Raw genomic sequence first — 22,056 nt, forward strand, 5'->3', positions numbered from 1 at the left:
ACCTGATTACCGCTCACATTAGCAACTCTAATAATAGATTAAAATCATTAATTATACTTATTTAAAGGGTCAGAGTATCTTCGCCATATAGCACGTAAATATCGTTAAATAAGTGGAGGTTAAAATGAATTTTTGGGTTTTATTACAAGGTTTTGGTCTAGGGGCGAGCATGATCATCCCTATTGGCGCTCAGAATGCGTACGTCTTAAATCAAGGGATTAAACGCAATCACCACCTAACCACAGCGACGATTTGTAGCCTACTCGATACCTTGTTCATCTCATTGGGTATCTTTGGTGGCGGAGCGATCCTGTCGCAAAATGAATTACTGCTCACCTCAGTGACACTGGGTGGTATCGCATTCCTAACCGTTTATGGTTTATTGTCACTGCGCAGTGCGTTCAGAACGCGCACCAGTGATGAATCAAAGAGAGAGATATTGGCTCGTGGCAAGCGCACCGTTGTTTTAGGTGCATTGGCAGTAACCGTATTAAACCCACATCTTTATTTAGATACTGTAGTGATTCTTGGATCCATAGGCGGGCAGTTTGAAGGCAACGATAGAATAGCTTTTGCTATGGGGACTATCTTAGCTTCATTCGTGTGGTTTTACTCTTTGTCATTAGGCGCTGCAAAGCTAGGCCCAACGTTATCGAAACCCAAAGTAAAGAAAGGCATCGATATCGCGGTAGCAACCATGATGTTCGCTATTGCACTTGTACTCGCCAATGGACTCATTGAGCAGTACGGCTAAATCCGTTCATATTGCGCCCCCCACAAACTTAACTCATCAAAAAAAGGCGGATAACCTAAGTTATCCGCCTTTCCTTATAAAAGCTTATAGCTAGAAAAACTAACTAGGAATTAAGCTTCTACTTTATTCATGTGTACATCCATTTGCGGAAATGGGATTTCGATACCTTCATTATCCAAGCCTTCTTTGATTGCTTGCATCAGGTCGAAGTAAACATTCCAGTACTCTGCAGTGCTAACCCATGGACGAACGACAAAGTTAACTGAAGAATCCGCTAGTGTGTGAACACCAACTTGAACGCCAGGCTCTTTCAGTACACGCTCATCAGATTCACAGATCTTAGTCAGTAGCGCTTTTGTCTTTTGAAGATCGGCGTTGTAAGAAACACCAATCATTAGATCAATACGGCGCGTATCATGACGAGAGTAGTTAGTAATTGGGCTACCGATAACACTACCGTTAGGTACTACAACCATTTTGTTATCTGGTGTTGTTAGAACGGTTTGGAAGATCTGAATTGAATCAACTGAACCTGCTACACCACCAATCTCCACGTAGTCACCAGACTTGAATGGACGGAATGCAACGATAAGTACACCAGCTGCAAAGTTAGATAGTGAGCCTTGTAGAGCCAGACCAACAGCCAAACCAGCCGCACCAATAACAGCGACTACAGATGCAGTTTGAACGCCTAAACGACCAAGTGCAGCAATTAAAACAATAACAAATAACAAGTAACGAACTAAACCATGGACGAATTCCACAACTGCTCGGTCCATTTTCTTCTTCTGAAGAACCTTAGACACACTATTCGCTACTGCTTTAACAATAAGATTACCAATAAATAGAATTATCAGTGCTGAGATAATGTTTACACCGTATTGAATAAACAGATCTGAGTTATTTGTTAACCACTGCTCTGCGTGAGACAAACCATCCACAATTGGAGTCTCAAGCGCTGTCGAACTATCAGCCATAATGTGCATCCTCTATATAATATGCTATGAGCTAAACTGTCTTAAGCCAAAATCACTTAACAATAAGAAACAGTTCAAAGCCTGTTAAGTCATTGTGTTAAAAGTAAATTAAAGCTAAGTCCTTTTTATAAACTGAACCAAGTCCAATTTTTCGGCACGATATCCTATCTTTGACAGATTGCAAAGTCATATTTATGTAAGCTTTTGAATTAATAAAACTTACTAATAAACACAAATACCGATAACTAAAAGACTACGAAATTTATTCACCGCACGCTAGGTTTTTCACATATTTAGTACAAGTTTTTATCAGACATAAAAAAGCCCGCTCAATGAGCGGGCTTTTAAAACTTAAAGAGTACTTAATTCAAAGAATTATAGTACGTCTACAGCGTTAAGGTCAGCGAATGCTTTCTCAAGACGAGTAACCATTGAAGACTGACCAGCACGTAGCCATACGCGTGGATCGTAGAACTTCTTGTTTGGAGCAGCTTCGCCAGTTGGGTTACCGATTTGACCTTGTAGGAAATCACGGTTCTCAGCTTCGTAAGTACGAACGCCATCCCATGAAGCCCACTGAGTATCAGTATCGATGTTCATTTTGATAACGCCGTAACCGATAGACTCTTGGATTTCTGCTTCAGAAGAACCAGAACCACCGTGGAATACGAAGTTAAGAGCGTCAGCTGCAATGCCAAACTTCTCAGCACAGTATGCTTGAGAGTCACGCAGGATAGTTGGAGTAAGTACAACGTTACCAGCTTGGTAAACACCGTGTACGTTACCGAAAGAAGCTGCGATAGTGAAACGTGGGCTAACCGCGTTTAGTTTCTCGTATGCGTATGCAACATCTTCAGGAGAAGTGTAAAGCTCAGATGCGTCCATATCAGAGTTATCAACGCCGTCTTCTTCACCACCAGTACAACCAAGTTCAATCTCGATTGTCATGTTTAGTTTAGCCATGCGAGCTAAGTAAGCTGCACATGTTTCGATGTTCTCTTCTAGAGACTCTTCAGAAAGGTCTAGCATGTGAGAAGAGAATAGTGGCTTACCAGTTTGTGCGAAGAACTCTTCACCAGCGTCTAGTAGACCGTCGATCCATGGAAGAAGTTTCTTAGCAGCGTGGTCAGTATGAAGAATAACTGGAACACCGTAAGATTCTGCTACTGCGTGAACGTATTTTGCACCAGCTACAGCGCCAAGAATTTGTGCGCCTTGACCTTCAAGTTTAACGCCTTTACCAGCGAAGAAACCTGCACCACCGTTAGAGAACTGAACAACAACTGGCGCTTTTGCTTTAGCAGCAGCTTCAAGAACAGCGTTGATAGTATCAGTGTTGATTACGTTTACAGCAGGAAGAGCAAATTTGTTTGCTTTTGCTACTTCAAATACTTTCTGTACGTCATCGCCAGAAATTACACCAGGTTTTACAAAATCGAAGATCTTAGACATGGAAATAGTCCTATTTATTCTATCGTTTTAAGATTAAAAAACTTAAGTTTAAAAATTTGCAATCGTTTGCTCACAACTTATGCCATTCTAGCAAAAAAGTGTGATATGCAGCAAACGTTAAAAGGCGAGATTCACATCTCGCCTTTCTAAATCAATTACGCTTTAGCACGCTCTTCAAGCATGGCTACTGCAGGAAGTACTTTACCTTCAACAAACTCAAGGAAAGCGCCGCCGCCAGTAGAGATGTAAGAAACATCTGCTTTGATACCGAACTTGTCGATAGCCGCTAGTGTGTCACCACCGCCTGCTACTGAGAAACCTTCAGAGTCAGCGATTGCTTTAGAAATACCCGCAGTACCCGCTTCGAAGTTTTTGAACTCGAATACGCCTACAGGGCCGTTCCAAAGAATCGTTTTTGCGTTGCCGATGATTTCAGCTAGAGCTGCAGTTGAATCTGGGCCAAGGTCGAAGATCATGTCGTCGTCTTGAACTTCAGAAACGTGCTTAATTTCAGCTTCTGCGTTTTCGTCGAATGCTTTAGCACATGCAACGTCAGTCGCTACTGGGATAGCACACTCTTTCATTAGCTTCTTAGCAGTTTCAACTAGGTCAGCTTCGTATAGAGACTTACCTACGTTGTGGCCTTCAGCAGCAATGAACGTGTTCGCGATACCACCACCAACAACAAGTTGGTCAGCGATTTTAGAAAGAGATTCTAGAACGGTTAGTTTAGTAGAAACTTTAGAACCACCAACGATAGCCACTAGTGGGCGAGCTGGGTTGTCCATTGCTTTACCAAGAGCTTCAAGCTCAGCAGCTAGAAGAGGACCAGCACATGCTACAGGAGCGTAAGTACCAACGCCGTGTGTAGAAGCTTGAGCACGGTGAGCTGTACCGAATGCGTCCATCACGAAGATGTCACATAGTGCAGCGTACTGCTTAGAAAGTGCTTCTTCGTTCTTCTTCTCGCCTTTGTTAAAGCGAACGTTTTCAAGAACAGTTAGTTCACCAGCGTTTAGCTCAAGACCATTTACGTAATCTTTCGCTAGTTTAACGTCGCAGTCTAGTGCGTCGTTTAGGTAGTTAACTACAGGAGCTAGAGAGAACTCTTCGTTGTATTCGCCTTCAGTAGGACGACCAAGGTGAGAAGTAACCATAACTTTTGCGCCAGCTTCTAGGCAAAGTTTGATAGTTGGTAGAGATGCAAGGATACGTGCATCTGAAGTTACTTTACCGTCTTTTACTGGTACGTTTAGGTCAGCACGGATGAATACGCGTTTACCTGCAAGTTCCAGGTCAGTCATCTTGATCACAGACATGATTTGTCCTCTCAAATTTAAATAAAAATAAAGTTTTGGAAACTCAGCAACCCTGCTAAGCCTATAAATTATTCAACTGGTAATTCTTTAACTACTCATAATATGTGGACACTTAGTATTTATTTCAAGCTAAAAAATAAATAATCCACACATTTGCTTCTAGGTCTTACTTCTTGCCTTCAGAAGCTTGCATCGCAAGAACCGTATCCAGCATCCGGTTCGCAAAGCCCCATTCATTGTCACACCACACAAGCATTTTTACTAAGTGGCCGTTGCTCACTCGAGTTTGTGAACCATCAACAATTGCGCTATGGGGATCGTGATTAAAGTCGATGGAAACGAGCGGCGCTTCAGTATAGTCAACTATATTGTGTAATGTACACTGGGATGCATTAACAATGGTTTGATTTACGTCATTAACTTTCACATTTGCATTAATTGTGACACTTAAATCCATCGCAGTGACGTTTACCGTCGGCACACGCACAGATATAGCTTCAAATTTGTTAGAAAATTTCGGGAAGATTCTTTCAATACCTTTATGCAGTTTGGTATCGACAGGAATGATAGATTGGCTTGCAGCTCGAGTACGACGCAAATCGCTATGGTATGCATCAATAACTTGCTGATCATTCATTGAAGAGTGAATGGTCGTGATAGTACCAGACTCAATACCAAAGGCATCATCAAGCACCTTAATGATAGGGACAATACAGTTGGTGGTACATGAACCATTGGAAACGATTCGATGATCGGCTTCGATAGTCTCGTGATTCACACCATAGATAATGGTGTTATCAAGGTCATTAGCACCAGGATGCGAGAACAGCACCTTTTTCGCTCCAGCAGCGATGTGTGCTAAGCCGTCATCTCGGCAACCGTAAACACCGGTACAATCGAGAACAATATCGACTTCAAGGTCACGCCAAGGCAGCAGTTCAATATCAGCCAAGTGTAAGATACGAATGGTATCAAACTCTCCTTTATCTTCAGCACCAATGCCATGATGAACATAGATGTGCTCTTGATCGTTAGAGATTTTCTTGCCGAAGCGGCCGTGACTGGTGTCGTACTGCAATAGGTGAGCCATAGCGTCAGGCTGAGCAAGCTCATTGACCGCTACTACTTTGATTTGTTGGCTTTTGCCACTTTCATAGACAGCGCGCAATACATTGCGCCCTATTCGTCCAAATCCATTTATCGCGACTTTTAGCATAGTTCCGTACATCTAACCAAAATTTCGTGCAACAGATGATAACTGAATCCTACCTAAAAGGCATTACTTGAATAACTCAGCTTACTTATGACAGATTGATCTGTTGCTTGTAAGCCTTAGTCTAAGTGATAACAAACCCCAGATACAAAAAAACCGAGCTTAAAGCTCGGTTTTTTTAATTCATTTCATTGTTCGCACAAGGCTAATAATCAATGATTAAGCAAGAAGTTCTTTCGCTGTATTTACTACGTTTTCAGTAGTGAAACCGAACATCTTGAATAGCTCGCCTGCTGGTGCAGATTCGCCGAACGTTGTCATACCGATGATCTTGCCACCGAAACCAACGTACTTGTACCAGAAGTCAGCGATGCCAGCTTCTACAGCAATACGTACTGTTACGTCAGCTGGAAGTACAGACTCACGGTATTCAGCGTCTTGCTTATCAAACGCGTCAGTTGCAGGCATAGATACTACGCGTACCGCTTTACCTTCAGCGGTTAGTTCAGCAGCAGCGCTAACCGCTAGCTCAACTTCAGAACCCGTTGCAATGATGATTAGTTCTGGCTTGCCAGCACAATCTTTCAGGATGTAGCCACCCTTCGCGATGTTTGCTACTTGTTCAGCGTCACGATCTTGTTGTGCAAGGTTTTGACGAGAGAAGATAAGTGCAGAAGGACCATCTTTACGCTCGATTGCCAGTTTCCAAGCAACAGCAGACTCAACTTGATCACATGGACGCCATGTGCTCATGTTTGGAGTCAGACGTAGAGATGCGATCTGCTCAACCGGTTGGTGAGTAGGACCATCTTCGCCTAGGCCGATCGAATCGTGCGTGTAAACTTGGATGTTCTGAATTTTCATCAGAGCCGCCATACGCATTGCGTTACGAGCGTATTCCATGAACATTAGGAACGTTGCGCCGTATGGTACGAAACCACCGTGCAGAGCGATACCGTTCATAATAGCCGTCATACCGAATTCACGTACACCGTAGTGGATGTAGTTACCAGAGAAGTCATTTGCTTCAAGAGACTTAGAGCCAGACCACATAGTCAGGTTTGAAGGCGCAAGGTCAGCAGAGCCGCCCATGAATTCAGGTAGCATAGCACCGAACGCTTCTAGAGCATTTTGAGACGCTTTACGTGAAGCGATGTTAGCTGGGTTAGCTTGAAGGTCAGCAATGATTGCGTTTGCTTTCTCTTCCCACTCAGCTGGTAGTTCGCCGTTTGTACGACGTTTGAATTCTGCTGCTAGCTCTGGGTGAGCCGCTGCGTATGCGTCAAATTTAGCATTCCACGCTGCTTCTTTCGCTGCGCCCGCTTCTTTCGCATTCCACTCAGCTGCGATATCAACTGGAATCTCGAAAGGACCGTGTTCCCAACCAAGTGCCGCTTTAGTTGCTGTGATTTCATCAGCGCCTAGTGGAGCACCGTGACAGTCGTGCGTACCCGCTTTGTTTGGAGAACCAAAACCGATGATAGTTTTAGTACAGATAAGTGTTGGACGAGGATCCGCTTTAGCCGCTTCAATAGCCGCGTTGATAGCGTCAGCATCGTGACCATCAACGGCTGGGATTACGTGCCAGCCGTAAGCTTCAAAACGCTTAGGTGTATCGTCAGAGAACCAACCTTCAACTTCGCCATCGATAGAAATACCGTTGTCATCCCAGAAAGCAACCAACTTACCAAGACCTAACGTACCTGCTAGAGAACATGCTTCGTGAGAAATACCTTCCATCAGACAACCATCACCCATGAATGCATAAGTGAAGTGATCGACGATGTCGTGGCCTTCTTTGTTGAACTGTGCAGCCAATGATTTTTCAGCCATCGCCATACCAACAGCGTTAGTGATGCCTTGACCTAGAGGACCAGTCGTTGTTTCGATACCAGGAGCGTAACCGTACTCAGGGTGACCAGGAGTCTTAGAGTGCAGTTGACGGAAGTTCTTAAGGTCTTCAATTGAAAGCTCGTAACCTGCAAGATGAAGCAGAGAGTAAATCAACATTGAACCATGGCCGTTAGACAGAATAAAACGGTCGCGGTCAGCCCACTCTGGGTTTGCTGGGTTGTGGTTCAAGTGACCACGCCAAAGAACTTCAGCGATGTCAGCCATACCCATTGGTGCGCCAGGGTGGCCTGAATTTGCTTGTTGAACGCCATCCATGCTAAGTGCGCGAATTGCATTGGCTAGATCTTTACGAGAAGGCATGTCTGCTCCTGAGTACATAAGCGATTTAAAAAAGAGATTGATGCTAAAATTTTCATTTTTATTAGCGCGGGTATTCTCTCAAACGACTTTAGCGACTGCAAACGTTTTACTGGCATTTTAACGGTCATTTTTCGCAATTTTCGAACATTTACATCACTTCGCAATGCCTTATCTCGACCGATACGCAAACGTTTAGTTATGACATATCATAAAAAAGAGCTTGTAATTCGACCGCTGGAATTTAGAATAGCCGTCTAGATGTAGAAACACCTACAAAATATACTGTATTTAATGGCGGCGCTTCCTAGCTTGCGACGCCTGAAATTATTTGCATTTAACTATTTGCAACTAAAAACTAAACTAAAAGTGGAGCTCTCATGGCTAAGCACCTATTCACTTCTGAATCTGTTTCAGAAGGCCATCCAGATAAAATTGCAGACCAAATCTCTGATGCTGTTCTTGATGCCATCTTGGAACAAGATCCAAAAGCACGTGTTGCTTGTGAGACTTACGTAAAAACCGGCATGGTTATGGTTGGCGGTGAAGTAACAACGTCTGCATGGGTTGATATCGAAGAAATCACTCGTGAAACAGTTCGTGAAATTGGTTACGTTCATTCTGATATGGGCTTTGACGCAGACTCTTGTGCAGTACTAAACACAATTGGTAAGCAGTCTCCAGACATCAACCAAGGTGTTGATAAAGCCGATCCTAAAGATCAAGGCGCAGGCGACCAAGGCATCATGTTTGGTTACGCGACTAACGAAACACCAATCCTAATGCCAGCTCCAATTACTTACTCTCACCTTCTTGTTAAGAAGCAAGCTGAAGTACGTAAGAGCGGCAAGCTTGATTTCCTTCGCCCAGATGCGAAATCTCAAGTTACGTTCCAATACGACCAAGGTAAGATTGTTGGTATCGACGCAGTTGTTCTTTCAACTCAACACTGTGATTCAGTAACAACACCTGACCTACGTGAAGCGGTAATGGAAGAGATCATCAAGCCAGTACTTCCTGCTGAGTGGATCAACAAAGACACTAACTTCTTCATTAACCCAACAGGCCGTTTCGTAATCGGTGGCCCAATGGGTGACTGTGGTCTAACAGGTCGTAAGATCATCGTTGATACCTACGGCGGCGCAGCTCGTCACGGTGGCGGTGCATTCTCTGGTAAAGATCCATCAAAAGTTGACCGTTCTGCAGCTTACGCAGCGCGTTACGTTGCGAAAAACATCGTTGCTGCTGGTATGGCTGACCGTTGTGAGATTCAATTGTCTTACGCTATCGGTGTTGCAGATCCAACATCTATCATGGTTGAGACGTTTGGTACTGAAAAAGTAGCTCACGAGATCATCATTGAAGCTGTTCGTCAAAACTTCGACCTACGTCCATACGGTCTTCAAGAAATGCTGAACCTTCTTCAGCCTATCTACAAAAAGACGGCAGCATACGGCCACTTCGGTCGTGAAGAGTTCCCTTGGGAAGCGACGGACAAAGCAGCAATCCTTGCGGACTTCGCTGGCCTAAAATAATTTAGCCACTGCGATTTGTTTCTTTAAAGCCCTTACTTCTTAGTAAGGGCTTTATTTTTATGTACTTACCAAACATTTCCCTGCTAGAACACCCAGTCCAAGTCTTCTTTACCGTTAACCACTTAGTATAAAAATTCGCTGATAATTTGTGTTTTCTAGCACTACTGACAATAGTTAAGGTAACTCCTAGGCGATCAAGCTCACATTTAACTTAAATTAATTCAATCTGATAACGCTCGTTAAATGTACGCAAGAACAATAACTGGGATGACAAAGAGCAGTTTAGCTCAACACCATAACGCTCTCGTAAGCGACATCTCTGAGCCTTGTGGAATTATAACTAGGACGTTATTTAACTAGGGGGATCTATGCCTCGTACCGTGCACCCATCCGAACTAAACGATAAGAAACACAAGGTCAGCGATCAGGATTACGCTCGCACTATTCCTTGTAACCAAGTAAGCATATCAGCCCCATTCCACTGGTTATCGCTTGCACTGCATGACTTAGTGAAAATGCCAATAATCAGCGCATTTTACGGATTGTGTTTCATGGCTGCGGCCATCGCCATCGTGCAATTAGTCCAATGGCAAGGAACACACCTAGTCGTTATGCCAAGCTTGATAGTCTATATGTTGATAGGACCCTTTCTTGCTCTTGGCCTATATGACGCAAGCTGGGAAAGAGAGAAAGGACATTCCCCAAGCTTGTTCCACTCAATGAAAGCAATTACTCGCAACTCCACCCACCAATGGGCCTTTGCGATTGTGTTAATGGTTGCAATGATCTTTTGGATGCGGATTGCTGCGTTATTGCATGCGCTCTACCCTTCCGTACAAGGAGCACCATTAAGCGAGTTTGCACCATTCCTGATTACGGGTTCGGTGATTGGATTGGTTATCGCGAGCCTGATATTTAGCATCTCAGCATTTTCGATTCCATTGATGATGGAAAGACGTGTAGATGTAATGAGTGCCATTTTTACTAGCTTCAACGCTGTTAAATCAAACATCCCTGCGATGGTCGTTTGGGCTGGTATCATTGGCGCTGGTATCTTAGTCGGCTTTGCGACCTACGGTGTCGGTATGATTGTAACGATGCCATTGCTTGGTTACGGAACATGGCATGCTTACCACGAAATCATCAAGAAGAAACATCACGTTTAAATCGTTTCACGATCGATGAGCAATGTTATGATGAGGCCTTAGCTAAACGCTGAGGCTTTTTTTGGAGTTAACAACGCTTGTCTTACACCCCGCAACAACATCGAGTAAATAAGAAACTGGGCGAATGCCTAGCTATCGCTAATCAACATTTTTCTCGTGAATTTCCATGCCCAACCGTCACTTACAAGTTAAGAGGAAAGGCAGCGGGAAAAGCCTACCTTCAGTTAAACGAGATCAAACTCAACCAAGTGCTATTCAGCGAAAATGAAGACGCCTTTATTAACGAAGTTGTGCCTCATGAACTCGCACATCTGATCACACATCAGGTATTCGGACGAGTTAGGCCTCACGGGAATGAGTGGAAATATGTGATGGAAAAGGTATTCAATGTACCGGCCAGAACCACCCACAGCTTAGAGATAACCTCAGTTCAGGGAAAAACCTTTGAGTACCGCTGTAATTGCACTACTTATCCCCTGTCGATTAGAAGACACAACAAAGTCATCCGTAACCAATCAACTTATCGTTGCCAACAATGTCAGCAAACCTTAGCTTTTACCGGCCTTCAATTAAGCTAAGTCTTAAGCTCACAAGGTAACGCGGATAAATGTAATAGAGAGAACTAACATTTGAGTGCTAGACTGTTGTTTATCATACTTTCATCAGTCTTTTTCCATGCAAAAAACCACTCAAAAAGCATTTGGCCTATCGGTGTCTTTCTACCTATCAATAGTATTTGGCCTACTAGTAACCCAAAGCGTTTTCGCTGCTCCACCAAGCTCATTCTCTAAAGCAAAAAAAGAAGCAGTGAAGATTTATCTCGATCACCCGACTTCATTTTATTGTGGTTGTGACATCACTTGGAAAGACAAAAAGAAAGGTATCCCCGACCTCGATGGCTGTGGTTATCAAGTGAGAAAACAGCAAAAACGCGCTTCGCGTATTGAGTGGGAACACGTGGTTCCAGCTTGGCAATTTGGCCACCAGCGTCAGTGCTGGCAGGATGGCGGACGTAAGAACTGCACTCGCAATGACAAAATATTCAAATCAATGGAAGCCGATCTTCATAACCTGACTCCGGCGATTGGCGAGGTTAACGGTGATCGCTCCAATTACAATTTCAGTCAGTGGAATGGAATGGATGGCGTGAGCTATGGTCAATGTGAAATGCAGGTCAACTTCAAACAGCGTAAGGTTATGCCGCCAGACAGAGCAAAAGGTTCTATCGCGCGTACTTATCTTTACATGAGCCAAGAGTATGATTTCAAGCTCTCTAAGCAGCAGACTAACCTGATGATGGCGTGGAACAATCAATTCCCTGTCGATAAGTGGGAATGTACTCGTGATGAGCGAATCCATACCATCCAGGGGAATCACAACCCATTTGTATTTGAAAGCTGTAAATAATAGCCAGCAAGATAAAAAGGCCCTTGTTACACAGGGCCACAATCACTTTTATTGCTCTATTATTAAGTTTAGTTTTCTAAGTCTTCTAGATAACGAGTATTTTCACTAAAACCTGTCATTGAAGCCGCCGAAATAACGGAGCGCGCCTCCGGGTTTACATCCATAAATTTCTGACTTGAACACCAACCTTGCCCAACACTTAACACTTCAGGAGCGGCAGGAAGAGAAGACAATTCAGCTCTAATCGTCAGCTCTGACTTACCCAATATACCACTAGCAACAAACACGGCTCGATCTTGAACATCGTTATCAGATAAACGAGAACGCTGGCCCCACTGCACTTTCCAGTCGTTACATGAATAATCTTCTATTTGTGGAATACTAAGAAAAGCGACATCAGACAAAGCGCGGTACTTTTTGTACATCATGTAAGCTTCAAAGAGCATAGCCACATCTTCAGCAGGACTTGAGTAAGAGTAGAATGCCGCTGCTTTATCGGCTTCAAATGCATCCCCGGCAACCTCTCCTGTAAGTCGTCTAATTTCGTTTGTCATTGATTCACCTTGAAAGGCAATTTGAGCCGCTTTTTTAAGCAGATTTGAAGTTAAAGGATCCCTTTCAATAAGCTCGTGATTTAATTTTTTTAACGGATGAATATAGTTAGTGATATACCCATAAGAAGGGATTTGAGTCAGGTCGTGCTCTTGCAAGAAATCATTCGCGTGTGCAAGTTCATGAGAAAGGAGCCTAAATAAACCAGGAGCAATATGATTCGCTTCTCTCGATTCATTCCTTAATGGGGTATAGGTATTTGAATAAGAGATATAGTCATTTGTTGCTTCATGAACATAGCGCTGAGCTTTATCGAATTTAAACTCTGTTTGAAAACCGTTTCGATAATCTTCCTGCTTATGAATGGAATCCCACTCGCTTTTATTGCGCCATACATACTTAGGGTCTATATACATAGATGCTGTAGACGTTGTGTAAAATGATGGGCGGATATCATAACTGATCACAATGCTGTTTAATGGCTTGAAAAGATTCAGTAAATCTTGGTCATTAATTCCTTTTAATGCTTCGATAAAACTGTCGGCCATCCACTGATGGGACACTACTAACCTTTCTTGAATCTGCTCAATTGTCACATTTACTTGATTAACCCCAAGAGGCTTTATTACCGATAAATCACAAGAGCTATTCACTAAAAATGCTTTTGAACACTCTTCAATATCCTTCGACATACTCGAAGTTTGGTAAGTCGAAACAGACGCTAAACTTGGCGTTCCGTTCACATTAGGTGACACGATACTAGCAGGAACATCGGAAGATGAATCCGATCCACCACCACAACCCGCCAAAAATAAGCTACTGACTGCACACGTTAAAATAGAACGTCTTTTCATACAAAACATAGATAAAGCCTTTATTAATTATATTTATATTCAATCGGTTGAATTGTATTTATTGGCTTTATAAATTTCAAACTCTAAATCATAAGGATAAGATCTCTCGCCTATTTTTGTTCGCTACTTGTTTTTTCTTTACTTAGCATCCATGTTAGGCAGAGACAAAATACCCAAATGACACTATTTATAGGTTTACCAGCATGAGAATCCCTCGTATCCATCACCCAGAACGCATTCATCAGTTAGGTTCACTCGCTTTAGGCGAAGATGCCGCGGGTCATGTTGGTCGAGTCCTTCGTATGAAAGAAGGTCAAGATGTTCTTCTATTTGATGGCAGTGGTGCTGAATTCCCAGCGACAATTGCTGAAGTATCAAAAAAGAACGTCACAGTTAATGTTACTGAACGTATCGAACGTAGCAGCGAATCTCCGTTAGACTTACATTTAGGCCAAGTGATTTCACGTGGCGACAAAATGGAATTCACGATTCAGAAATCGGTTGAGCTTGGTGTCAACACCATTACCCCGCTGATTTCAGAGCGCTGTGGCGTTAAGCTTGATACTAAACGCTTCGAGAAAAAGCTCGCACAGTGGCAAAAGATTGCTATCGCGGCATGTGAACAGTCTGGCCGTAATACGGTTCCCGTTATTCGCCCAATCATGCAACTTGAAGAGTGGTGCAGCGAACCGAGTGAAGCGTTAAAGCTAAACCTGCACCCTCGTGCAAAATACTCAATTAATACCCTTCCAGAGCCGATCAGTAAGGTGCGCCTATTGATAGGTCCTGAGGGTGGATTGTCAGCTGAAGAGATCGGCATGACAGAACAATACAAATTTGAAGAGACGCTACTCGGGCCACGTGTACTTCGTACCGAGACAGCAGCTCTAACCGCAATTACTGCCTTACAAGTCCGTTTTGGCGATCTAGGCTAGGAGAAAAAAATGATCAAACTTGGCATCGTAATGGATCCAATTTCATCCATTAACATCAAAAAAGACTCTAGCTTTGCCATGATGCTTGAAGCTCAGCGTCGTGGTTACGAAATCCATTACATGGAAATGGATGATCTACATTTAGATCAAGGCGTAGCCATTGCTGACACTAAGGTTGTTGAACTAAAAGAAGATCCAAACGGTTGGTACGAGTTCAAATCAGAACAGACTATCGCGCTATCCGATTTAGATGCGGTACTAATGCGTAAAGATCCTCCGTTTGATACTGAGTACATCTACGCAACTTACATTCTTGAGCGTGCTGAAGAGAACGGCGCACTGATCGTCAACAAACCACAAAGCCTACGTGACTGTAACGAGAAGTTGTTCACGGCATGGTTCCCTGAACTGACACCGACCACCATCGTGACTCGTAAAGCTGAAAAAATTAAAGCGTTCCGAGAAGAACACGGTGACGTGATTCTAAAACCACTTGATGGCATGGGCGGCGCGTCTATCTTCCGTGTGAAAGAAGGCGATCCAAACGTATCAGTTATTATTGAAACCTTGACCAACCACGGTCAGAACTACGCAATGGCACAAACTTTTGTTCCTGACATCAGCAATGGTGATAAGCGTATTCTTGTGGTTGACGGTGAGCCAATGCCTTACTGTCTAGCGCGTATTCCTGCAAAAGGGGAAACTCGAGGTAACCTTGCTGCTGGCGGTACAGGTGAAGCTCGTCCTCTAAGTGAAACAGACTGGGCTATCGCAAGAGCAGTTGCTCCTGCACTGAAAGAGAAAGGCTTAATCTTTGTTGGGCTTGATGTTATCGGTGACAAGCTGACTGAAATTAACGTGACTAGCCCTACTTGTATCCGTGAAATTGAAGCCGCTTTTGATATTTCAGTTACAGGTAAATTAATGGATGCAATTGAGCGTCGCGTTAACGCTAAATAGCCTAAACTAAAGAAAGCCTTAGCTATTCGAAAACACAGAAATATCTAGGCAAAGAACAATGAGCGGCTTTACGCCGCTCTTTTTCCTTTACTGGGAACACACTGGCAGGAGGCTCTATGAATTTAACGAACCACTTTCTGGTTGCTATGCCCGGAATGAAAGACCCATACTTTCAAAATTCGGTGATTTACCTTTGTGAGCACAATGACGAAGGCGCGATGGGTTTGATGATCAACGCCCCTATCGATGTCACTGTCGGTAGCATGCTTAAACAAGTTGAGGTTGATTCTGATCAGCCAAAATCCAACCAAGCAAGTCTTGATAAGCCTGTATTGAATGGTGGGCCGGTCGCAGAAGACCGTGGGTTTATTTTGCACAAACCTAAAGGCAGCTATCAATCCAGTATCAGCATGACGGATCAAATATCGGTGACAACCTCAAAAGATATCTTGATGGTATTAGGTACAGAAGATGAACCGATGAATTATCTAGTCGCTCTTGGTTATGCAGGGTGGGAACCTGGGCAACTGGAAACCGAACTGACTGAAAACTCATGGTTAACCGTAGAAGCTGATCCAAAGGTCATCTTCGATACGCCAATTTCAGACCGCTGGAAAGTCGCAGTGCAGATGTTAGGTATTAATGCCGCTCAGCTTTCTGCTGACGCTGGTCACGCCTAACTCAGACTCAGTATATAAACTCTCAAACACAGATTAATTTGGAAACCCCATGTCACGAACAATTATGGCATTTGACTACGGTACAAAAAGTATCGGCAGTGCGATAGGACAAGAGATCACAGGCACAGCCAGCCCTTTAAAAGCCTTTAAGGCGAAAGATGGCATCCCGAACTGGGATGACATCGAAAAGCAAATCAAGGAGTGGCAGCCGAATCTTATCGTGGTTGGTCTTCCTACCGACCTTCATGGTAAAGATCTAGCCGCGATTACACCAAGGGCGAAAAAATTCGCTAACCGTCTTAAAGGACGCTTTGGTGTCGATGTTGAACTGCATGATGAGAGACTTTCTACGACAGAAGCAAGGGCCGACCTTTTTGAAATGGGCGGCTATAAAGCACTAAGCAAAGGTAATGTCGATAACCAATCCGCAGTTGTGATTCTAGAAAGTTGGTTTGAAGCACAATATTCTTAGTTAAAACTAAGTGATTAACATTTGAGCTAATTTATGATCCCACACGAATTTCACGCCGTAGTGTCAGTGCAATTCATAATAAGGACGTGGGAGTTCATATGAAAATTTTTCTAGTCATCTTCGCTTCTCTAGCAATCACAGCATGTAGCTCTATGAGCGGAGGCTCAGCAGGTTATACCGGTGAACAATATCCGACAAAAATCAAATTAGAGAAAGAACGAGGATATTCTGGTAACAACAATAGTTACGGCAACCACTAATATATCCAGACCAAAAAAAACCGCCTTCACAGCGGTTTTTTTAGTATTCAGCATCAATCTAACCCATATCAATCTTCACGCCAGCCAAAGCATCGGTTCCGTAGTCATCATCACCACGTCTGGTTTTTAGCATTAAGCGTAAGTCATTCGCGGAATCAGCACTGTGGAATGCGTCTTCTTCACTGATCTTGCCTGCAAGCACCAAGTCATACAAAGCTTGGTCAAAGGTCTGCATACCAATCTCTTTCGATTTAGCCATCGTCGCTTTTAGTTCATGCAACTCACCACGACGAATCAAGTCAGACACTCGCGGGCTGTTGAGTAGAATTTCAAACACGCCATGGCGACCGCTGCCATTCTTATCTCGGATTAATTGCTGAGCGACCACACCACGCAGGTTCATCGACAGATCAAACAAGAATTGCTCTTTTTGCTCTTTCGGCACCAAGTGAAGAATACGTTCTAACGCTTGGTTGGCATTATTCGCGTGCAGTGTTGCCATACACAAATGACCCGTTTCAGCAAAGGTCATCGCGTATTCCATGGTTTCACGGCTACGGATTTCGCCAATCAAGATCATATCCGGTGCTTGGCGTAAAGAGTTCTTAAGCGCAACTTCATAGCTCTCGGTGTCTAGCCCAACCTCACGTTGTGTCACAATGCACTTTTTATGTTCGTGTACGAATTCAATCGGATCTTCAACCGTCAAAATATGCCCCGAGCGATTGGTATTACGATAGCCTGTCATTGCGGCCATCGAGGTTGATTTACCAGAACCTGTTGCCCCAACCACCAGCACAAGTCCACGCTTAGCGATGGAAAGGTCTTGTAGTACATCAGGAAGCTTTAATTGCTCAAAGGTTGGGATGTTAGTCTCGATACGACGAATGACCGCTCCAGGTAGCTCTCGCTGAAAGAATGCACTCACACGAAAACGACCAAACTCACGTACGATGGCAAAATTAGCCTCACGCGTTTGCTGATATTCATCGCGTCGATCTTGATCCATCATCGCATCAAGAAGCAGAGATACTTGAGCCGCATTCAATTTCTCGCCTTGAGGTCGCAGTTCACCATCGACACGAAACAGGATAGGCGCATCAACGGTGATATAAAGATCCGATGCCTTTTGAGAAAGCATCCCCTCAAGGATTTGATTCAATTCCATTTTGTCCACCTTGATTAAAACATTGAGGTTTCAATTTCGATCTTTTTCTCGACCTCTTCTGAATCAACTAAGCCTTGAGCCATCAGCTGCTTCGCATTTTGCTCCATGGTCTGCATACCATGTGCCGCCCCCGTTTGAATAATCGAATACATCTGCGCGACCTTATCTTCACGGATCAAGTTTCTGATCGCAGGTGTAGCCATCATGATTTCATGACAAGCCACACGACCGCCACCAACACGCTTCAACAGCTTCTGGGCAATCACCGAACGTAACGATTCAGACAACATTGAACGCACCATGTCTTTGTCGCTACCCGGGAATACATCGATAATACGGTCTATGGTTTTTGCCGCAGAGCTCGTGTGCAAAGTACCAAAAACTAAGTGACCCGTTTCTGCTGCAGTTAGCGCTAAGCTGATAGTCTCTTGGTCACGAAGTTCGCCGACAAGGATTACGTCTGGATCTTCACGCAACGCACTACGCAATGCCGCTTTGAAGCTGTGAGTATCGCGATGCAGTTCTCGTTGGTTGATTAGGCATTTGTTGTTGGTATGAACAAATTCGATCGGGTCTTCAATCGTCAATATATGCTTATTATGGTTACGGTTAACGTAATCCACCATCGCTGCCAAAGTTGTCGACTTACCTGAACCAGTCGGCCCAGTGACCAATACTAGCCCTTTTTCATAATTAGATATTCTTTCAAAGATCTCAGGAGCCCCTAGCTGTTCAAGGGTGGGAATCTCTACTGGAATGGTACGGAACACAGCAGAGCAGCCACGAGATTGGTTAAAAGCATTAACACGGAAGCGACCAACGTTGGGTAATTCAAAAGAGAAGTCGACTTCCAGTTTTTCTTCGAACTCACCGCGTTGTGAATCACTCATGATCTCAAAAACCAAACGATGCACATCAGCATGACTCAAAGCTGGTATTCCAAGCTTCCTTACTTCACCATCTATACGTACCATTGGAGATACACCCGCAGAAAGATGTAGATCTGACGCGTTATGCTTTACACTAAAATCTAGTAACTCAGTGATATCCATTTATTTTCCCTTAAGTAAAGTCAGCTATGAGTAGTATTCAACAAAATATCGAACAAATCACCTCACAGATACGTAGTGCTGAGCAAAAGTGCGGACGAGCTCCAGAGTCCGTGCAACTTTTAGCCGTCAGCAAAACTAAACCTATTGATGCGATTCTAGAAGCCGCACTCGGAGGCCAAGTTGCCTTTGGTGAAAACTATGTTCAAGAAGGTGTTGATAAAGTAAAACACTTTTCAGAACAACATTCTAACCTAAATTTAGAGTGGCATTTTATTGGCCCAATTCAATCCAATAAAACCCGCCCAATCGCAGAAAGCTTCCAATGGGTACATTCTGTTGAACGCGATAAGATCGCGCAAAGACTTAGTGATCAACGACCAAGCGAACTTCCACCTTTGCAAGTTTTGATTCAGGTAAACACCAGTGGTGAAGAATCCAAGTCTGGAACGTCAGAAGAAACAGTTTTTGCACTCGCGGAGTTGATTTCGTCGCTCCCTAACCTCACTTTAAGAGGATTGATGTCGATTCCTGCAAACGTATCTGACTATCAATCTCAGCTTAATGCATTTTCTCAGCTGGCGGATCTTAAAGGCAAGCTAGCCGTGAAGTATCCAAACATAGATACCCTTTCGATGGGTATGAGTGGTGATATGGATGCAGCAGTTGAGGCCGGTAGCACAATGGTTCGTATTGGAACGGCTATCTTCGGTGCTCGTGATTACACGAAATAGTCTTAGTAAGTAACTAACGACAAGTACAAGTACAAGTACAAGTATTGATACCGCTTCGCTTTAACCGCGCAGCGACACGCTCAGGATTTTATATATGGAACATAAGAATATCGCCTTTATTGGGGCGGGAAATATGGTTCGCTCAATTGTAGCGGGCTTAGTGGCGAGTGGTTACCCAGCACAAAAGATTACGGCCACAGCCCCTTCAGACACCAGAAGGCTGCCGTTAGAGCAAGAGTACGGCATCAATACCACCAGCGATAATATTGCCGCAGCAGAGCAAGCAGACGTTGTTGTGCTATCCGTGAAACCACAAATGATGGCTGATGTATGTAAACCCTTACAAGATATCGACTTCAGCAACAAACTGGTTATCTCAATTGCCGCGGGTATTAATGCGAATCGACTCAATGAGATGTTAAACTACCAGCTAAACCTTGTACGTGTTATGCCAAACACGCCATCACTGCTTGGTAAGGGGATGAGTGGCCTTTATGCTGACTCAACGGTTAGTCTGAGCGATAAAGAGTTCGCTTCTCAGCTAATGCAAGCCGTAGGTGAAGTAAGCTGGGTTGAACAAGAGTCTGGTATCAACAACATCATTGCGGCGGCGGGGAGTGCCCCGGCTTACTTCTTCCTGTTTATGGAGGCGATGCAAGCTGAAGCAATTAACCAAGGTTTTGACCAAGAAACCGCTCGTAAGTTAGTGCAGCAGTCTGCATTAGGCGCGGCAGAGATGGTGGTAGCAAATCCAAATACTGAATTATCAACACTGCGTGAGCAAGTGACTTCAAAAGGCGGAACGACCGCAGAAGCATTGCGCACGTTTAACGACCATCAACTATCAGATATCGTAGCGAAAGCCATGCAAGCGGCGGTTGCTCGAGCTGAAGAGATGGAAAAACTGTTTTAATACTCGTTACAGTACAAAAGCATTGTGCCGTTCGGGTGATACCTAGCGGCAAGTAAATCCGAAAAAGGAAACAATATGAATTCGATGAGCTTTCTGATCTCGACCGTTTTTGATCTTTACATCATGGTTGTGATCTTGCGTATCTGGCTACAAGCATCACGTGCAGATTTCTACAACCCGTTCTCACAATTTATCGTAAAAGCGACACAACCGGTTGTTGCCCCACTACGCCGAGTTATTCCATCAATAGGCAGCCTTGACCTTGCGACTGTTGTATTCGCTTATGTGCTGTGTGTACTTAAGTTCGTCGCTCTAAACTTGATTATCTCTGGCGGTGCGGCTGTATTTGATATCAGCTTCCTGATCTTTGGCGCACTATCTCTGCTCAAAGCGGCTGGTGGGTTAATTTTCTGGGTTCTACTGATCCGTGCAATCCTGAGTTGGGTTAGCCAAGGCCGTAGCCCAATCGAATACGTATTCCATCAGTTAACAGAACCAATGCTAACGCCAATTCGCCGTATCCTTCCTGATATGGGTGGCTTCGACCTAAGTGTGCTGGTTCTGTTCATTGTTCTGCAATTTGCGAACTTCCTAATGGGCGACATGATCGGTCCTATTTGGTATCAGCTATAATTCAAGTACGAACCTCAGGTACTTTGACGATGCCAAAAGCAGTTTGGGCCGAAGAAGACGATATTCTTCTTCGGCTCTATATCCAACCCAAAGCAAGCCGAGACAAGATTGTCGGCTTGCACGGAGAGGAACTGAAAATTGCCATTACTGCACCACCGGTTGATGGCAAAGCAAATGCTCACTTAGCGAAATACCTTGCGAAACAATTTAAGGTCGCGAAAGGGCAAATTAAGATAGAAAAGGGAGAGCTCGGTCGGCATAAGCAAGTTCGAATATGCTCACCAAGTCAGATCCCAACTGAAGTCAAAGCCATCCTATGATGGCTTTTTGCTATTTATTGGAGTCATTATGCGTCTATGGATAACTGCACTACTCACCGCTCTGATTGCCCTACCAAGCTCGGCAGGACAGTTTAAAAGTATCAAGGATGTCGAGGTTCATTACTCGGCTTTCAATTCCACGTTTTTAACTGCGCAGGTCGCTAAGCAATATAAGCTGAAACGAAACGGATACTCTGCGATTCTAAACATCAGCGTGCTAGACAACGCTTCCCTAGGAAAACCTGCGACAACGGCTAAAATTACGGGAACAGCGAGAAACCTAGTAGGTAACACTCGTACGCTTAACTTCCGTGAAATAAAGGAAGGCGATGCGATTTATTACCTCGCTGAATTTCCTATCACTCACGAAGAAAACATCACTTTTAATATCGATGTTAACGCAGGTTTGAAAGGCACAGGTCCACTGCGTTTCACACAAAAATTCTATATAGAAGAGTAGCTTCAAAGCTCACATTTCTAGTCATTAACTTA

At 43.9% G+C, this 22,056-nt stretch carries 23 protein-coding genes; 15 read left to right on the forward strand and 8 right to left on the reverse strand.

The genetic code is table 11. The features are described 5' to 3' along the window. Positions 1-124 precede the first annotated feature (124 nt). Entirely contained in the window at positions 125-754 is a 630-nt protein-coding gene (locus tag H5300_RS06220) for a LysE/ArgO family amino acid transporter (RefSeq protein ID WP_061022547.1), read from the forward strand. 110 nt (positions 755-864) lie between these two features. Here H5300_RS06220 and mscS read toward each other — a convergent pair whose 3' ends face one another. The 5 genes from mscS to tkt form a co-directional block, all read right to left on the reverse strand. Next, positions 865-1,731, reverse strand: coding sequence for a small-conductance mechanosensitive channel MscS (gene mscS, locus H5300_RS06225; RefSeq protein ID WP_029222261.1), 867 nt, complete (start codon positions 1,729-1,731; stop codon positions 865-867). A gap of 375 nt (positions 1,732-2,106) precedes the next feature. Next, entirely contained in the window at positions 2,107-3,183 is a 1,077-nt protein-coding gene (gene fbaA, locus H5300_RS06230) for a class II fructose-bisphosphate aldolase (RefSeq protein ID WP_004735492.1), read from the reverse strand. Positions 3,184-3,338: 155 nt separating this feature from the next. Next, positions 3,339-4,502 carry a phosphoglycerate kinase gene (locus H5300_RS06235; RefSeq protein ID WP_004735491.1) on the reverse strand — a complete coding sequence of 388 codons (1,164 nt, stop codon included), beginning with the start codon at positions 4,500-4,502 and terminating at the stop codon, positions 3,339-3,341. A 166-nt stretch (positions 4,503-4,668) separates the two neighbouring features. After that, entirely contained in the window at positions 4,669-5,718 is a 1,050-nt protein-coding gene (epd, locus tag H5300_RS06240; RefSeq protein ID WP_032545991.1) for an erythrose-4-phosphate dehydrogenase, read from the reverse strand. Between the two features lie 216 nt (positions 5,719-5,934). Next, positions 5,935-7,929: a transketolase gene (gene tkt, locus H5300_RS06245; protein ID WP_108196373.1), complete on the reverse strand. Its 1,995-nt coding sequence runs from the start codon at positions 7,927-7,929 to the stop codon at positions 5,935-5,937. 377 nt (positions 7,930-8,306) lie between these two features. On the opposite strand from tkt, the gene metK reads away from it, so the two are divergent. The 4 genes from metK (at position 8,307) to H5300_RS06265 (ending at position 12,034) form a co-directional block, all read left to right on the forward strand. After that, entirely contained in the window at positions 8,307-9,461 is a 1,155-nt protein-coding gene (gene metK, locus H5300_RS06250) for a methionine adenosyltransferase (RefSeq protein ID WP_004735487.1), read from the forward strand. 368 nt (positions 9,462-9,829) lie between these two features. Then, a complete protein-coding gene (locus H5300_RS06255; RefSeq protein ID WP_004735486.1) occupies positions 9,830-10,627 on the forward strand; it encodes a DUF2189 domain-containing protein in 798 nt (265 codons plus the stop codon). Between the two features lie 77 nt (positions 10,628-10,704). Beyond that, entirely contained in the window at positions 10,705-11,205 is a 501-nt protein-coding gene (locus tag H5300_RS06260) for a SprT family zinc-dependent metalloprotease (protein WP_017090797.1), read from the forward strand. Between the two features lie 97 nt (positions 11,206-11,302). After that, positions 11,303-12,034, forward strand: coding sequence for an endonuclease (locus tag H5300_RS06265; protein WP_182795646.1), 732 nt, complete (start codon positions 11,303-11,305; stop codon positions 12,032-12,034). A gap of 68 nt (positions 12,035-12,102) precedes the next feature. Here the strand turns inward: H5300_RS06265 and H5300_RS06270 are convergent, their stop codons facing one another. Beyond that, positions 12,103-13,449, reverse strand: a complete 1,347-nt coding sequence (locus tag H5300_RS06270) for a hypothetical protein (protein WP_182795647.1) — start codon at positions 13,447-13,449, stop codon at positions 12,103-12,105. A 194-nt stretch (positions 13,450-13,643) separates the two neighbouring features. Between H5300_RS06270 and rsmE the strand changes: the two genes are divergently transcribed. The 5 genes from rsmE to H5300_RS06295 all read left to right on the forward strand — a co-directional run bounded on the left by rsmE (position 13,644) and on the right by H5300_RS06295 (position 16,747). Then, positions 13,644-14,375: a 16S rRNA (uracil(1498)-N(3))-methyltransferase gene (rsmE, locus tag H5300_RS06275; protein ID WP_017077778.1), complete on the forward strand. Its 732-nt coding sequence runs from the start codon at positions 13,644-13,646 to the stop codon at positions 14,373-14,375. Positions 14,376-14,384: 9 nt separating this feature from the next. Further along, positions 14,385-15,335, forward strand: coding sequence for a glutathione synthase (gene gshB, locus H5300_RS06280; protein WP_004735482.1), 951 nt, complete (start codon positions 14,385-14,387; stop codon positions 15,333-15,335). Positions 15,336-15,451: 116 nt separating this feature from the next. Continuing rightward, positions 15,452-16,015 carry a YqgE/AlgH family protein gene (locus H5300_RS06285; protein WP_004735481.1) on the forward strand — a complete coding sequence of 188 codons (564 nt, stop codon included), beginning with the start codon at positions 15,452-15,454 and terminating at the stop codon, positions 16,013-16,015. A 49-nt stretch (positions 16,016-16,064) separates the two neighbouring features. Beyond that, a complete protein-coding gene (gene ruvX / locus H5300_RS06290; RefSeq protein WP_004735480.1) occupies positions 16,065-16,487 on the forward strand; it encodes a Holliday junction resolvase RuvX in 423 nt (140 codons plus the stop codon). Between the two features lie 98 nt (positions 16,488-16,585). Continuing rightward, the gene (locus tag H5300_RS06295; protein WP_017090793.1) at positions 16,586-16,747 is read left to right on the forward strand and encodes a hypothetical protein; all 162 of its coding nucleotides are present in this window, start codon (positions 16,586-16,588) and stop codon (positions 16,745-16,747) included. 58 nt (positions 16,748-16,805) lie between these two features. Here the strand turns inward: H5300_RS06295 and H5300_RS06300 are convergent, their stop codons facing one another. Next, positions 16,806-17,915, reverse strand: a complete 1,110-nt coding sequence (locus H5300_RS06300) for a PilT/PilU family type 4a pilus ATPase (protein ID WP_182795648.1) — start codon at positions 17,913-17,915, stop codon at positions 16,806-16,808. Between the two features lie 14 nt (positions 17,916-17,929). Next, positions 17,930-18,967, reverse strand: a complete 1,038-nt coding sequence (locus H5300_RS06305) for a type IV pilus twitching motility protein PilT (RefSeq protein WP_182795649.1) — start codon at positions 18,965-18,967, stop codon at positions 17,930-17,932. Between the two features lie 26 nt (positions 18,968-18,993). Here H5300_RS06305 and H5300_RS06310 point away from each other — a divergent pair, with 26 nt between their 5' ends. From H5300_RS06310 to H5300_RS06330, 5 genes are all read left to right on the forward strand, one after another. Further along, complete coding sequence (locus H5300_RS06310; protein ID WP_136994590.1) at positions 18,994-19,698, forward strand: YggS family pyridoxal phosphate-dependent enzyme; 705 nt, start codon at positions 18,994-18,996, stop codon at positions 19,696-19,698. A 94-nt stretch (positions 19,699-19,792) separates the two neighbouring features. Then, positions 19,793-20,611 carry a pyrroline-5-carboxylate reductase gene (gene proC / locus H5300_RS06315; protein ID WP_182795650.1) on the forward strand — a complete coding sequence of 273 codons (819 nt, stop codon included), beginning with the start codon at positions 19,793-19,795 and terminating at the stop codon, positions 20,609-20,611. Between the two features lie 75 nt (positions 20,612-20,686). Continuing rightward, on the forward strand, positions 20,687-21,244 hold the full coding sequence (locus H5300_RS06320; protein WP_004735475.1) for a YggT family protein: 558 nt from the start codon (positions 20,687-20,689) through the stop codon (positions 21,242-21,244). A gap of 29 nt (positions 21,245-21,273) precedes the next feature. Continuing rightward, positions 21,274-21,564 (forward strand): DUF167 family protein YggU, encoded by a 291-nt coding sequence (gene yggU / locus H5300_RS06325; protein ID WP_009847703.1) that lies wholly within the window; start codon positions 21,274-21,276, stop codon positions 21,562-21,564. 28 nt (positions 21,565-21,592) lie between these two features. Beyond that, positions 21,593-22,024: a DUF4426 domain-containing protein gene (locus H5300_RS06330; RefSeq protein ID WP_004735472.1), complete on the forward strand. Its 432-nt coding sequence runs from the start codon at positions 21,593-21,595 to the stop codon at positions 22,022-22,024. Positions 22,025-22,056: the final 32 nt, after the last annotated feature.

The sequence above is a fragment of the Vibrio sp. SG41-7 genome, assembly GCF_014164465.1.
Lineage (GTDB): Bacteria > Pseudomonadota > Gammaproteobacteria > Enterobacterales > Vibrionaceae > Vibrio > Vibrio splendidus.